This window comes from Thalassospira indica (genome assembly GCF_003403095.1).
Classification (GTDB): domain Bacteria; phylum Pseudomonadota; class Alphaproteobacteria; order Rhodospirillales; family Thalassospiraceae; genus Thalassospira; species Thalassospira indica.
Genome location: NZ_CP031555.1, coordinates 3,515,776 through 3,529,243, shown reverse-complemented (window position 1 = coordinate 3,529,243; position 13,468 = coordinate 3,515,776). Strand labels below are relative to the sequence as shown.

Genomic DNA, 13,468 nt, shown 5'->3' with positions numbered 1-13,468 from the left:
GGTAAGGCATGGCAAACACGGCACCAGTTGGTGTTCTTGAACGGTGTGATGATGCCTTATCCGCCCCGGTCCTCAACCGCGCTATTCTGATCATTACCCTGCTTGCGATGGCGGGGCATTTTATCCTGATGTTTCCCGAGGCTGTTGGTCTACCCGACATGATGCTGGGCCAACGCACCGCAGACCTGCCGCTTTTGGTTTTGTTCGTGATCGGTGGCATCCCCATTTTGGCGCAGCTTGTAATCAAGCTTTTGCGGCGGGAAATGGGGGCTGATTTTCTGGCCGCCATTGCCTTTGTCACCGGTGTGGTGCTGGCGGAATATCTTGCCGTCAGCCTGATCATTTTGATGCTGACCGGCGGGCAGGTTCTTGAAGGCTTTGCCATGCGCAAGGCGTCCTCGGCCCTGAATGCCCTGGCCAAGCGCATGCCAAGTGTCGCGCATCGCAAATCCCCCGATGGCGAGATTACGGATATCGCGATTGACGAGATCGACATTGGCGATTTGATCGCGGTCTTTCCGCATGAAACCGCGCCTGCCGATGGCATTGTGGTTGATGGCCATGGCAGCATGGATGAAAGCTATCTGACCGGGGAGCCCTATGTTGTCGGCAAGGCACCGGGCACCAATGTGCTGTCGGGCGCGATCAATGGCGAGGCGGTCCTGATCATTCGGGCGGAAAGGCGCGCGCGGGATTCCCGTTACGCCCAGATCATGGATGTCATGGCCGAGGCCGAACAGAAACGCCCGCGCATTCGCCGTCTTGGTGATCAGATCGGCGCGTGGTTTGCCCCGGCAGCGCTTTTGTTTGCGATCTTGGTCGGGTATCTGAGTGACGATTCATCGCGCTTTCTGGCGGTGCTGGTGGTGGCGACACCCTGTCCGCTTCTGATCGCCATTCCGATCACGGTGATGAGTGCGATTTCAATCGCCGCCCGACGCGGCATCGTCATCCGCGACCCCACGGTGCTGGAACGCTTGCCAACCTGCCAAACGGCGATCTTCGATAAGACCGGCACGCTGACTTATGGCCGACCGGAACTGGTGGAGGTTGTGGCCGGGCCAGACATGGACGATGATCTTGTTTTGCGGTTGGCCGCCAGCCTTGAACGTTATTCCAAGCATCCGCTGGCCTCGGCGGTTTTGAATGCTGCGCGGGATCGCAAACTGCCGCTTGATGAAGTCAATCATGCCTCGGAAAAACCGGGGCAGGGGCTCAGCGGGCAGGTCGATGGCCATGAAGTTGCCGTGACCCACCGCAACAAGCTGATGAAATCCGACCCCGAGATCGCAGCCCTTCTGCCCGATACCGCCGCCGGACTTGAATGCGTGGTGCTGGTCGATGGCAAATATGGCGCGACGTTCCGCTTCCACGATACCCCGCGCGCAGAGGGCGAAAGCTTCGTCGGTCATCTTGGCGACATCCATCATTTCAAAAAGGTGATGCTGCTGTCGGGCGACCGCGAAAGCGAGGTCAGCTATCTTTCCGAATTGCTCGGTATTTCCGAAAGCCTGGCATCGCAAAGCCCGGAACAGAAAGTCGCGATCGTCCGCGAAGAAACAGCCAAGGCCCCAACCCTGTTCATGGGCGATGGCATCAACGATGCGCCGGCACTGGCTGTTGCCACCGTGGGCATCGCCTTTGGCAAGGAAAGTGCGGTTACGGCGGATGCCGCCGGTGCGGTGATCCCCGAAGCATCCCTTGTCACTGTTGACGAGCTGCTTCACATCAGCATGGCCATGCGCCGCATCCTTTTGCAAAGCGTGATTGGCGGCATGGTGCTTTCCATCGTCGCCATGGGCTTTGCCGCGGCAGGCTATATCTCCCCGGTCGCGGGTGCACTATTGCAGGAAGGCATTGATATCATCGCCATCCTCAATGCGCTTCGACTGGCGATCGCGCATGATATTGATGCGGATATCGTCGAGGACTAGAACGTTGGAAAGTCGCGGCCCGAACGTAATCCGGACCACGACGAGATAGCAGGGGTTACGCCGTGCGCAATTTGCGTTGCGGGCGGGCGACCAGCAAATAATCCAGAAGCCAGATCACGATCATCGATGCACCAACGGTCGGATAGATGATGCCGCCAATGGCAAGGATGGCGGTGACCATTTTAAGTTTGCTTGTGTCACGCGGCATCGGCGGGACACCAAGTGAGCCGGCTGGGCGGCGTTTCCACCACATTACGCCAGCCGAGACCGACATGAAAATGATCAGGGCACAGATCACCAGCAGGATGATCTGATTGGCGATGCCAAATTCCTGGCCCATGTGAACGTTGATGCCAAATTCCATGATTTTGCCAAACGGCCCGTAATCGGCAACGCCCATATCGATCAGGGGCCTTCCGGAATATTGATCAAGGTGGATGACCCGTTGCAGCGACAGGTCATCGGGATAGATCGACGCCGAATAAACCCCGGTCTCGGTGAGCGGAAGAGATACGGCGTATCCCGGTGTCAGCCCCATATCGTTAAAGGTTGCGACGGCCTGATCAATACCGATGGGGTTCGGCGTTGTCACCGGATCACTGCCACCATCAACCGATTGCGGCAGCGGAATGTTTTCGTTCGTCCAACTTACGTCGCCAAAGGCATCGATCATCGGAATGGTCGAAAGCGGCACGTCGACCCGAACGCCGGACGGATAACCGTTGGGCGTGCCGTTGGCAAACTGGTTGGCATATTTGCCCCAGAACACCGACCAGAACATGCCGGTTCCGGCCATGAAGATAATGAAAACACCAATGAAGATGCCGGTGACGGCATGGGCATCACGCCACCAGATGCGGCGTTTGGGTGTTTCACGCAGGCTGACAACACCGCCTTTTTGATTGCCGCGTGGCCACCACAAATACATCCCGGTCAAAACCAGCAGGATCGCCCACCCGGACGCGATTTCAATGATGTAATTCGGGATGGTGCCAAATTCCGCAAGGCTGTGAATGCGCCGGACCACCCACATGATGGTAGTTCGATCTGGCATATGGCCCAGAACGTCACCGTTATAAGGATCAACGTAAACCGCCTCGCGCCCGCCGGCCTCAGTGGCAATAACGATTTCACTGCTGCGATCCGGGTTTGCCGGGGGCATCACCTTGGCGGCACTGCCCGGAACAGCAATAAGGGCCGCGTCAATCTGTTGGCTTATCGGCAGGGGCGTTTTGGATGATGCCTCAACAAATTTAAGGTCGGCGTGATACCAGTCATCGATTTCATCGCGATAGATGTAAGTCGCCCCTGTGATCGCCATCAGGATCATGAAGGGCAGGATCAGAAGACCGGCATAAAAATGCCAGCGCCAGACAGCGCGATACAGGCTTGTATTCCCCTGTGATGCCGGGGATTTGGAAGTTTCAGTCATGTTTCTTGTCCATGCATGTGCGCAAGGCGTGCGACGATCTGTCGACACGACAAGGGCACAGGTAATTTTGGGAAAAGGCAGACCTGAACGCGCAATTATCCTGTCATGGAACTTGCGGGTTCTCAGGCGTGCTAAGGCAAATGGTCAAGAAACAGCAGGCGGGGCGCGGGGCGATGGCGCAAGCGCGCAAAAGACATGCTTGCGCGCGGTAATGTGAAGGGCAGCAACTGCGTTGCTAAGTTCGATTGCTTGGGGTTCGGGAAGCTCCGGCGTGACCGGCATGCCAAAGGCATAATTACCCAAACCGCACAGCGCACATTCAAAGCCATCTGGCATGTCTGCATTCTGGCCCGGTTCATCGGGCAGGCCATCGGCCCGCACCAGAACGGTTTTGAAGGTGGATCCGGTGCAAATGACAATCGGAATGCGCACCACCCCATCCATCACCGAGGCCAGCGATGCCCCGTTGGCCTTTGCCATGGGAATATGCATGAAGCCAAACATGATGGTATTGGCAAGGAACACCACAGCCACCAGTGCCGAAAGGCCCTGTCTGAACATCAGACTGATCTGGTGTTTGCGTTGCACGTGTCGCGTTCCAATACGGTTTGTCTGAATGCTGTTTATGGCGTTTTGACATATGTGTCAAAGGCTTCCAGTGGGGGGAGGGTTATGTGCCTCCACCGCGGCGGCAATTTCGGCAATTGCCGTGTTGATGCCGTCTTCACCGGCGATTTGATGTGAAATGCGTTCGGCAGTGGTGCGATACGCGGGTGTTTTAAGAACGGTCTGGATCTGCTCGGCCAAAAGCGTTGCATCAAGTTTCGCTGGTTTTATCGGCCTTGGCGAAACGCCAAGCTTGTGCAGGCGTTTCGCCCAGAAAGGCTGATCGCCAAAAAACGGAATGATAATGGACGGGCGCCCGGCGCGAAGGGCCGCTGCACAGGTGCCAGCACCGACATGATGGATGACGATATCGACCTTGGGGAAAAGCCAGTCATGGGGAACTTCGTTAACCGCAAAGACATTGTCGGGCCAGTCAATGTCGCGCATGCCACCCCAGCCAGTTGCAACAATGGCCGCGACATCTGATCCGCCCGACAATGACACCGCCTTTGCAATCATCTCGGCCATGGCGCCCGGATCATTTCCATGCATGGATCCGAACCCGATATAGATCAGGTTTTGATGGCTTTCGACGAATTGTTGTAAGGCCGGATCAGGCGGGTTTATTTGGGGACTGTCATCCAGAAACCAGTATCCGGTGACGGTTGCGTTCTTCGGCCAGTCTTTGGGTCGATTGATCACGGCGTTGCTAAAGGCATGAATGATCGGAAGCGCGCCGGACCGGCAGGACTTCACAATGTCCAGATCCTTGGCATTGATGCCATTCTGGCGTCGTGCGGCCCAGCGGCAAACTTGCCGACGCAGTGTTGCGTTTAAAAGTCTGCAGATCAGCTTGCTGGTCAGAAGGTTATAGCAGCGACCCAGAGCCCCCATACCCCCAAGATCAGGGATACCCATATGCGGATAATCCCCGGTCGGGATAAAGGACGGGATCAGTTGCGCCATCACAGTCGGAATGCCGAAATGACGGCCAATCGCAAACGCGCCAAAGGTCTTGGGGTGAAAAACAATGACGTCCGGTTTGTCTTGGCTGATGGTTTTGAAGATATCGTCAAGCAGCACGTCCTGAAGGCCGCGTGCCTTTTTGCCCAGTGCGATCAGGGATGTGATCTTGTGAAACCGGGATGCCTTCGGGTCGGCCGAACTGGCAAAAAGCCGATCATCCATAAGCGCAATCAGCGCATCGGTCAGGGGGGCGAATTCAAGGTCATTTTCCGCGACAAACCCGGCAAAGCGTTCGGGGGCGGCCAGCGTTATCCGGTGCCCCTGCTGGATTAATCCACGACCAAGCGCGACAAAGGGCTGCACGTCACCGCGCGTCCCATAGGTCATCAGCATGACATGCATGGTGCGTCCTTTCCGCCGTCAGAATTGAGGCCAAAGAAACCGATTAACCTTCTTCGCGATCCCGGTCATTGCCAAGGAAGCTTCGCGTTTGTTCAATCGCCTCGCGCAGGCCAACCCGCTGTACCTCGACATCTTCGGGGAAGGCACCCAGGAGCCGCGATGGCATGCGGTTATCCAGCAGTACAAATACCCCGCGATCTTCCGCGCGCCGGACAAGGCGACCAAAGGCCTGCTTCATGCGCAAACGGGTCAGCATGTCGTCATAGCGGGCACCATGGAATGCCGACTTGCGCGCACGGTGCAGGATGTCGGGGCGGGGCCAGGGAACGCGATCAAACACAATCAGGCGCAAGGAATCACCGGGCACATCCACCCCGTCGCGCACCGCATCAGTACCAAGCAAACAGGCGTCGCGTTCCACCCGGAAAATGTCGATGAGCGTTGAGACATCCATGCCGTCAATATGCTGGGCCAGAAGCTGCAAACCCGCCTCATCCATCGGCCCGGTCAGGCGCTCATACACCGCCCGCAACCGGTTGATCGCGGTAAACAGGCCAAGCGCGCCACCACCGGATGCCAGAAATAGTTCGCGATAGGCCGCGGCAACATGGTCCGGGTTGTCCCGGCCAAGGTCATTGACGATAAAGACGCGGGTTTGTTCGCGGTAGTTATACGGGCTTTTCATCGCCGCCCGGATGGCAGGCAGCGGCATGTGCGCGGCTCCTGTGCGATCCTCGGCCACGGCCCAGTCGAATTCTTCGTCGCCCGTGCCATCACGAAGGGTCGCGGATGTCACCACCATACCATGCGCGGTCGGGGCAAGCGACGTGGTCAGGGGGATGGTCGGATCAAGGTAATGGCGATGCATGCCAACATCAAAATCGCGGCCAAACTGGCGTTCAATGGCAAACCAGTCGACAAAGGTTTTTGGTGTTTCCTCAACCAGTGACGCCAGCATTTCACGCCATGCGCCAACCTGCATGATGGCACGGCGCTCAAGGGATCGGATGGCGGCATCAAGGCGCTGGCGTTCGGCGCTATCAAGCTCGTCGGCCTTTTCATCAAGCATATGGGCGATGATCTTGATCAGCGATTTGGCCGGCTTTTCCATGGCCTCCAGCGCGCGATCGAGATCCGCCGCACTGGCAAGAACTTCATTGAGTGCCGGTTTGCAATCGGTTTCGATTGAATAGCCCCGATCCCCCTCGGCGGAGCGTGCCATGACCTGTGCCCGGACATGGGCAAGGAAGACCTCCGCCGGGCCCTTGGCATGTTGTGATCCGTCATGAATGCGCGACAGCCAACCCTGTTCGGGCAGGCATTGGGCCGCGACAATCACCGCATTAACCGCATCGCGCAACTCATCGCGATCAAGGATCAGGGTTTCAAGCCGTTGCTTGAGACCACGCGCCCGCGATGATCCCTTTTGCTCTGCCCCCAGAAGCCAGCGCCGAAGTTCCTGCCCCTCCATCCCGGTCAGGTGCGACGAAAAGGCCTTGTCGGCGGCATCAAAAAGATGATGACCCTCGTCAAAGACATAACGCGTCGGCATGGATGCATCATCAAGTCCACCCAAGGCCGCCTGCACCATGACAAGCGCATGGTTGGCGACCACAATCTCGGCCGACCGGGCGCGACGTACCGTCTTTTCGACAAAGCATTTCGAATAATGCGGGCAGGCGGCATAGATGCATTCGCCGCGCTGATCGGCCAGCGCGCCGGTAAAGCGATTGCCAAGCAATTCGGTCAGCCAGGCCGGGAAATCACCGCCGACCATATCGCCATCACGGGTGTGCGATGCCCACCGCGCAATCAGGCCAAGCGGGGTGGCTTGATGTGGTTGTTGGGCAAGCGGTCTTTGCGCTTCTTCGAAGTTCAGAAGGCAGAAATAGTTTTCCCGTCCCTTGCGCACCACGGCCTTAAGGCGTTTGTCCTTGGGATCATCATACAGTCGATCAAGTTCCTGATCGATCTGGCGTTGCAGGTTGCGGGTATAGGTCGAAATCCACACCGCACCGTCATTCTTCTGGGCCCAAAGCGACGCCGGGGCGACATAACCCAATGTTTTGCCTGTGCCCGTTCCGGCCTCGGCCAAGACAATATTGGGCGCACCATCATGCAGGCGCGGGCCAAAGGCGGAGCAGACAGACGACGCATAATCGGCCTGTTGCGGGCGTTCCTCGGCGCCTTCGCCGAGAAGCTCCTTCAGGCGCTTGCGCGCATCCTTGGGATCAACCGGGTAATTGGCAGGCGGCGGTGGCGGGGCATGTTCGGCCCACTCGCCAAGTTTCTTCCAGACTTTAAGCCCTTCATAGACCGCATAGCGGTGCGGGCCATCGCCATCAGCCCCAAGGGCGGCCAGAACCGACACACCCCACGGCCAATGTCCGCGCGCCATCGGCCATGCAACCGAAAGTGCTGGCCCACGTTTGTTGCGATGAAGGGTGGCAAGTTCCTGCAAAAGCCGTTTCATGGCTTCTGCCAGTGCCTCTGCCTGACCGATCAGGTCATCGGCGGGTTTTTGCCCGGTCGCCAGCGCTATGCCGCGTGGGGTCGGCACGCAAAACTGTGCCGGGCGGACAAAGGCAAAAAGCTCCAGAAGGTCATGGGCCGGAAACGGATCGGATTTCAGCCGCCTTGCGCAGGCCGGTGTATGGACCAGAATGGGGCGTGATGACCGGGCGCGCTTGGCGGCGGCCCCGTGCGGCAGTTCCTCGATCTCGCCATCGGGCGAGAGAAACACAGCATGACGCAATCCAACGACCATGACAGGTGCGTTGGGCGGCATGAAACGCGGCTGGGACTCTTCGGAACGATCATCGAACATTTGGGGCACTATAAGCAGACAGCGACAGTGGCGCCACCGGGGAAATTGACCTATCTTGGAATTTATAGAGCAATCACCCAAACACAAGAAGACGGACCACAATGGCAGCCCCCGATACCCGCAATCAGCATTTCTGGCGCGATGACGCCATGCCGTTTGTCGAATTGCGACGTGTGGCGGACGGGCATGCTGTTTGTTATGAGCGCCACAGCCACGATACCTTTTCGATTGGTACGGTGAAGGGTGGTTACAGCACCTATTGGAACCGGGGCAAAACCCATGAAACGCAGGCAGGCTCAGTGGTGATCCTGAACCCCGAAGACGTGCATGGCTGCAACCCGGTCAAGGGGGCGGATTGGGTTTATGACATGTTGTTTGTTGATCCGGACTGGCTTCTGGATTTGCAGATTGAACTGGATGCCGATGCGGCCGGTAAGTTTGCGATGTTTTCCGATACGCTTAGCCACGATCCGCATCTTTATGATGGCTTGATCGATCTTGCCGATATGCTGGCCAATCCGGATGTCAATATTCTTGGCAAGGAAACCGCCCTTGTGTCGTTCTTTGGCGATCTGCATGTGCAGCTGGATCGGCGCGGTGTGCTGGGGGGCTGCGAATTGCAGGCCGCCGGTGCGGTCCATGATCGCAAGATGGCCCGGGTGGGCGAGTATATCCGGGCCCATTATGCCGAAAATATCAGTCTGGATGATCTGGCGGCACTGGTTGGCTATTCCCGGTCCTATCTGGTGCGGGCGTTTAAAAGGAGTTTTGGCATGACGCCTTATGCCTATCTGATCAATTGCCGGGTGCAGCGCGCACGCCATGCGCTTAGGCGCGGGGAGAAAATCGTTGATGTCGCACTTGAAACCGGCTTTGCCGATCAGGCGCATTTCCAGCGCATTTTCAAGCGTCTGATGGCGGCAACGCCACGGCAATATGCCCGGGCCCAGGTGGCGTGATTTGGGGCTATGGATGCACGTCGTCGCGGGCATGACGAGGAAGGCTTAGCTATGTCGTCATTCCCGCGCAGGCGGGAATCCCTCGCCGCAAGTTAGGCAGCCGCATTCATCCGAAAACAAGATAAGCGGCACTGGCGATCAGCAACACCGCTATCGCCCGGTTGAACGCGCGGATGCGCGATGGTTCACCCAGAAAGCGCGACAGGAACGCGCCCGCATAGGCCCAGCACGCGACCGAGGCAAAGCAGATGACAAAGTAGATGGCGGTGAATTCCCAGATCAGGGTTGGCGCGCCGGAGGCGGCATAGGCGCCCATCCCGGCGATGGATGCGAGCCAGGCCTTGGGATTGAGCCATTGCATGACAGCCCCGGTGATGGCCTTTGGCCCGGTTTGGGCATCGCCTTTGCCAAGCTCACCATTCGACTTTGCCAGTTTCCAGGCCATGAACAGCAAGAACGCCACCCCGGCCCACTGAATGACAGTGGTCAGTTGCGGGAAGGCTTCCAGCATTTCATGCAGACCAAGCCCGATCAAAAGCAACATCAGGCAAAAACCGGCCGTTGCGCCAAAGACAAGGCGAAGGGATGGGCGAAAGCCATATTGCACGCCCGAACTCAGCACCAGAATATTGACCGGTCCCGGCGTGATCGAGGCCGCAAGCGCAAAGGCGGCCATGGAAAGATAGAGGCTGATTGTGGCGGTGAAGCCGGACATCTTGGTGTTCCTCGCAGGGTAGTGTTTTTTGTTGTTGATCAACATGCGCTGTCTCGCGGCACGTTTATTGAACAAAATTGACCTGCGCGAAGGTGATTGCGGCTTTGGGCATAAAAAACGCAACCGGATGTGGAGCCGGTTGCGTTGCGTGCTGTCGATATCCGTGTTCCGGTTGCTGCGCCGGAACCGGTTTCAGATCAGTTTGTCGTCAGATCCATCAGAAGCGATGCACAGCGCTGAGCGATCTCGTTGTTGGGTTCGTCACTGCCCGGCATGGTTGCCCAGCCTTTTGCAATCACGAAATCGTCGCGCTTGTAAGAGCTTTCAGCCTTGAGGGCCGTAAGTTCCGCCGTCTGATTGTTGGGCGAAAGCATTTTGAACTGGGCGACACATACCGGTGCCATTGCCGAGATCGTTGCTTCCTTGCCACTTGCATCGGCCATTTCCTGCGCAGTGCCACCAGATACCACCGAGCCTGTGCTAAAACCGACAATGGTGATCAGTGCGGCGCCGATAATGCCGCCCCAAATTCCGGGCTTTGTCCATGCAGGGATTTCGATAGCCATAAATAAAATTCCTTTTAATCAGGCCGTGAAAAGTATTTTTCGCGGCTCTGTTAGATCAAAGGAAAACATTGATGATGTAATATTACAATTGATTTATTTTTAAATATTTAAATCAAAGGTGAATTTTCTGAAGGGGAGCGGTTTTATTTTTCGATATTTTGAAGAATTATTTCGTGCTTCAACCGGAAAACATGTTCGATAAACCAGTTGCCCCACCGGCAATCATGGCATAGCGCGCCGCCTTGCCAATGGTCACCAGAATGATGAAGGGCAGAAGGCGCACCCGCATGACCCCGGCAAACAGCGTGAGCGGATCACCAATAATCGGAAGCCATGAAAGCAGTAATGACCACAGCCCGTATTTGCTAAACCAGCGCGATGCACGATCCAGTGCCTCGGCGGAGACGGGGAACCAGCGCTTGTGCTTCAAATGCTCGGCATAAAGGCCAAGCCACCAGTTGATGAGCGATCCAAAAACATTGCCCACAGTGGCGACCAGCACCAACAACCATATGGCATGATCGCCAGACGCAATGAGCGCGGCCAACGCCGCCTCGGACGTGCCGGGCAGGATGGTTGCGGATGTCAGGGCCGATAAGAACAGGCCTGCGAGCAGGGTGGATGTTGTGATCATGCGGTTTCGATAGACCGGAATGAGCGGGCCGTCCAGCATGTTTCAATCACAAACCGCGTCCCCCGCCGTCAGAAAAGGGCAGGCTCACAACGGATGCTTCATCATGGCAGATAGCACAAAAATCAAAAGTTCGATTGAGACCGTGGGAAAACTGATCAAGACAGTAATTGCCGACCTTCAGGCGCATCCTGATTACTCCGGATCGAGCCAGTTAAAGGCAATGGCCAGTCAGTTACGCACATTTTCCCAGCACGTCTTGAACAATGAGACCAACGGGACAGCGCAAACCTATCAGGAATTGCGGGCCGAAGCATCGCAGCGGATTGTTCCTGAAGTTCATAAACTGATGGATGCCAATATTGAGATGGCAGGCCTTGGACAGCTCAATACTGCCAGAAAAGTTCAGCCATCCGTCCTGCAATCACAGAACAAGACGCTGCAAACTTTACTCAATGCTCTTGAAATGATGATTGCCCTGATTGGTGTGCCGCCATCTGCCTCTCAATCCACTGGCACTGGTGCCCAGCCGTCTGGCACAGAGGCAGCGGGGAAACCCGAACCAGCAATTCCTTCTATGGATGTTATGGCGCCAGCGCCTCCTGATCAGAGATTTACGGGCACAGTGTCTTTCGATGGTGTCAAGCCGTTCAAGGAAATCGAACAAAGTGTTTCCTCATCGCTCATGAGTCATCAGTAAGGGCAATCGGAAGGGGTAGAAAATGTGGAATATAGATCTGACGAACTTGCTGACTGCGACGATTACCAATGTGAATCGCGCCAACGTCATCAAATTCAACAACAGCTGGGTCCATGCAGGAACCAACAATAATGTACATGACTTTGTGATGGTCTATCGCGCCATGGTGTATCATCCATTTGCCAATCCAGCACCAGTATTGCCCGGGCAAGCTGGAACGCCGTGGGCCGCCGGATGGCGGGGGGCAACAGGAAACGCCACAGTCGAAGCAACCGTACCGAACGTTCGTACCAATCGATACTTCGACGGTGTTGGTGTGGCGCATATTCAAATTGATACCACTCAAAACGTCCCGCAAAACGCAATCGCTGTGGTTAATGATACCATTCTTGAAGATACTGACGGGTTTGAAGATCCTCGTATTTTCAGTGCTTATGGGCAGTATTACCTGCATTCGCATCGCTATCAGCCCGACCCCACACGCGCAGCGCCAGCACCGGCAGATCCGGTTTATGATGATCAAGGAAACGTTGTTCAGGCTGTGGCAGGTAACACGTTATGTGTAAAGGTGAACGAGTTAACCATTGATTTGGTCAATCATCAGCATGCTCTGGGTCCTGGGCGTTTTTATGGTTTGAATGTTTCGACCCAGATGGAGAAAAATTATGGCTTCTTCGAAAAGAATAACTATCTGTGTGCGGTTTATGGATTGACCCAGCGAGGAAATCCACTGACCGTTTTTCAAACACAACAAAATGGAAATAGCGGAAACGCGTTGTTTGCGACAGCCGTCAACGGAGATCTACGCTGCAACAGTACGCAGCCAAATTCGGGTGGCATGGTTTTGGATGTCGAAAATTACATAAATGATATGCACCCGGGTGCAATGCCCCTTGTGATGTTTTCCAGCAGCGGACCCTTGATTCCCAATCCGGCAAACAACAACACAAGGATCGGGGTCGGGCATGTCAAGATTCTTCATCCGATTTTGTATAAGTACGCCTCTTTCCTGGCGGATCTGATCTTGCATATTGCAAGCCCTGGGCAAGCAAATATTCCCAATCCACCCGCGAACCGTTCCGCTGCAATTACCGCCTATAGAAATAACAATGGATTTGCTGATTCGGTGGATCAGTATTTCGCCGCCCATCTTGGATGTGGTGATAATTTGTTTGCGCAAAGTTACAACAATCCTGCGACGCAAGCGGATCGCACGGCAGTACTAAATGCTCTGCAGCGGCGGTTGCTGCGAAGCTCGCTTGCTGATGTGGTGCTTACAGCTTGGAACGACGCGAATGGCATTGTAATGCCGTGGGGGAATAACCGTTTTGCCTGGGCAACTGGTATTTTGGCCAATCCTGCTGGAAATGCTCTCATTCTCCATCCGATGGCTTTCTATTTCAGCTTCTTTTACGAACTGGATATGAATAACGATAGCTTGGTTCGGCTTTCGAATGCTTGGCTGGTTCATGATCAGGCAAATCCTGCATATTTGCAATTTGCTGAAAATGTTGCTCCACTTGGAGGTGACCTGATTATGGGGTTTGGTGAAAATGACAACCGGGTAAAGTTTTGGCGGTTGTCCGGGAATGAGTATAATCAAAAGATGATTCATGTGCCCCAGAACTTTAATCGTGCTGACTTCCAGTTTCTCCGTCAAGGTATTCAACAGACTGTTTTATAAAAAACAGCCCAGTTTGGCCGTTGGCGAATGGAAACGAAAAAGGCCC

General features: G+C 55.7%; 11 protein-coding genes. 4 read left to right on the top strand and 7 right to left on the bottom strand.

The window, feature by feature from the left end:
• Window positions 1–8: 8 nt before the first annotated feature.
• A complete protein-coding gene (locus tag DY252_RS16630; protein ID WP_064788481.1) occupies window positions 9–1,934 on the top strand; it encodes a heavy metal translocating P-type ATPase in 1,926 nt (641 codons plus the stop codon).
• Window positions 1,935–1,989: 55 nt separating this feature from the next.
• Here the strand turns inward: DY252_RS16630 and DY252_RS16625 are convergent, their stop codons facing one another.
• The 4 genes from DY252_RS16625 to DY252_RS16610 all read right to left on the bottom strand — a co-directional run bounded on the left by DY252_RS16625 (window position 1,990) and on the right by DY252_RS16610 (window position 8,167).
• Window positions 1,990–3,366, bottom strand: a complete 1,377-nt coding sequence (locus DY252_RS16625) for a PepSY-associated TM helix domain-containing protein (protein ID WP_064788480.1) — start codon at window positions 3,364–3,366, stop codon at window positions 1,990–1,992.
• 144 nt (window positions 3,367–3,510) lie between these two features.
• Window positions 3,511–3,954 (bottom strand): DUF2946 domain-containing protein, encoded by a 444-nt coding sequence (locus DY252_RS16620; RefSeq protein ID WP_231959684.1) that lies wholly within the window; start codon window positions 3,952–3,954, stop codon window positions 3,511–3,513.
• A gap of 57 nt (window positions 3,955–4,011) precedes the next feature.
• The gene (locus DY252_RS16615) at window positions 4,012–5,340 is read right to left on the bottom strand and encodes a glycosyltransferase (RefSeq protein ID WP_064788479.1); all 1,329 of its coding nucleotides are present in this window, start codon (window positions 5,338–5,340) and stop codon (window positions 4,012–4,014) included.
• 43 nt (window positions 5,341–5,383) lie between these two features.
• Entirely contained in the window at window positions 5,384–8,167 is a 2,784-nt protein-coding gene (locus tag DY252_RS16610) for an ATP-dependent DNA helicase (RefSeq protein ID WP_064788478.1), read from the bottom strand.
• Between the two features lie 101 nt (window positions 8,168–8,268).
• Here DY252_RS16610 and DY252_RS16605 point away from each other — a divergent pair, with 101 nt between their 5' ends.
• Window positions 8,269–9,126, top strand: a complete 858-nt coding sequence (locus DY252_RS16605) for an AraC family transcriptional regulator (RefSeq protein ID WP_064788477.1) — start codon at window positions 8,269–8,271, stop codon at window positions 9,124–9,126.
• Between the two features lie 106 nt (window positions 9,127–9,232).
• Here the strand turns inward: DY252_RS16605 and DY252_RS16600 are convergent, their stop codons facing one another.
• The 3 genes from DY252_RS16600 to DY252_RS16590 all read right to left on the bottom strand — a co-directional run bounded on the left by DY252_RS16600 (window position 9,233) and on the right by DY252_RS16590 (window position 11,080).
• Window positions 9,233–9,841 (bottom strand): LysE family translocator, encoded by a 609-nt coding sequence (locus DY252_RS16600; protein WP_197482570.1) that lies wholly within the window; start codon window positions 9,839–9,841, stop codon window positions 9,233–9,235.
• 197 nt (window positions 9,842–10,038) lie between these two features.
• Window positions 10,039–10,407 carry a hypothetical protein gene (locus DY252_RS16595; protein ID WP_064788476.1) on the bottom strand — a complete coding sequence of 123 codons (369 nt, stop codon included), beginning with the start codon at window positions 10,405–10,407 and terminating at the stop codon, window positions 10,039–10,041.
• Window positions 10,408–10,585: 178 nt separating this feature from the next.
• Window positions 10,586–11,080, bottom strand: coding sequence for a YqaA family protein (locus DY252_RS16590; RefSeq protein ID WP_318532852.1), 495 nt, complete (start codon window positions 11,078–11,080; stop codon window positions 10,586–10,588).
• A gap of 64 nt (window positions 11,081–11,144) precedes the next feature.
• Here DY252_RS16590 and DY252_RS16585 point away from each other — a divergent pair, with 64 nt between their 5' ends.
• Together DY252_RS16585 and DY252_RS16580 are read left to right on the top strand one after the other, a co-directional pair.
• Window positions 11,145–11,738 carry a hypothetical protein gene (locus DY252_RS16585; protein ID WP_129542751.1) on the top strand — a complete coding sequence of 198 codons (594 nt, stop codon included), beginning with the start codon at window positions 11,145–11,147 and terminating at the stop codon, window positions 11,736–11,738.
• A 22-nt stretch (window positions 11,739–11,760) separates the two neighbouring features.
• Window positions 11,761–13,422 (top strand): hypothetical protein, encoded by a 1,662-nt coding sequence (locus tag DY252_RS16580; RefSeq protein ID WP_064788474.1) that lies wholly within the window; start codon window positions 11,761–11,763, stop codon window positions 13,420–13,422.
• Window positions 13,423–13,468: the final 46 nt, after the last annotated feature.

Excerpts from the sequence above, each read along its gene's own strand:
- DY252_RS16630 (WP_064788481.1), top strand. The coding sequence starts at position 9 with ATGGCAAACACGGCACCAGTTGGTGTTCTTGAACGGTGTGATGATGCC.
- DY252_RS16625 (WP_064788480.1), bottom strand. The coding sequence starts at position 3,366 with ATGACTGAAACTTCCAAATCCCCGGCATCACAGGGGAATACAAGCCTG.
- DY252_RS16615 (WP_064788479.1), bottom strand. The coding sequence starts at position 5,340 with ATGCATGTCATGCTGATGACCTATGGGACGCGCGGTGACGTGCAGCCC.
- DY252_RS16610 (WP_064788478.1), bottom strand. The coding sequence starts at position 8,167 with ATGTTCGATGATCGTTCCGAAGAGTCCCAGCCGCGTTTCATGCCGCCC.
- DY252_RS16605 (WP_064788477.1), top strand. The coding sequence starts at position 8,269 with ATGGCAGCCCCCGATACCCGCAATCAGCATTTCTGGCGCGATGACGCC.
- DY252_RS16600 (WP_197482570.1), bottom strand. The coding sequence starts at position 9,841 with ATGTCCGGCTTCACCGCCACAATCAGCCTCTATCTTTCCATGGCCGCC.
- DY252_RS16595 (WP_064788476.1), bottom strand. The coding sequence starts at position 10,407 with ATGGCTATCGAAATCCCTGCATGGACAAAGCCCGGAATTTGGGGCGGC.
- DY252_RS16590 (WP_318532852.1), bottom strand. The coding sequence starts at position 11,080 with ATGCTGGACGGCCCGCTCATTCCGGTCTATCGAAACCGCATGATCACA.
- DY252_RS16585 (WP_129542751.1), top strand. The coding sequence starts at position 11,145 with ATGGCAGATAGCACAAAAATCAAAAGTTCGATTGAGACCGTGGGAAAA.
- DY252_RS16580 (WP_064788474.1), top strand. The coding sequence starts at position 11,761 with ATGTGGAATATAGATCTGACGAACTTGCTGACTGCGACGATTACCAAT.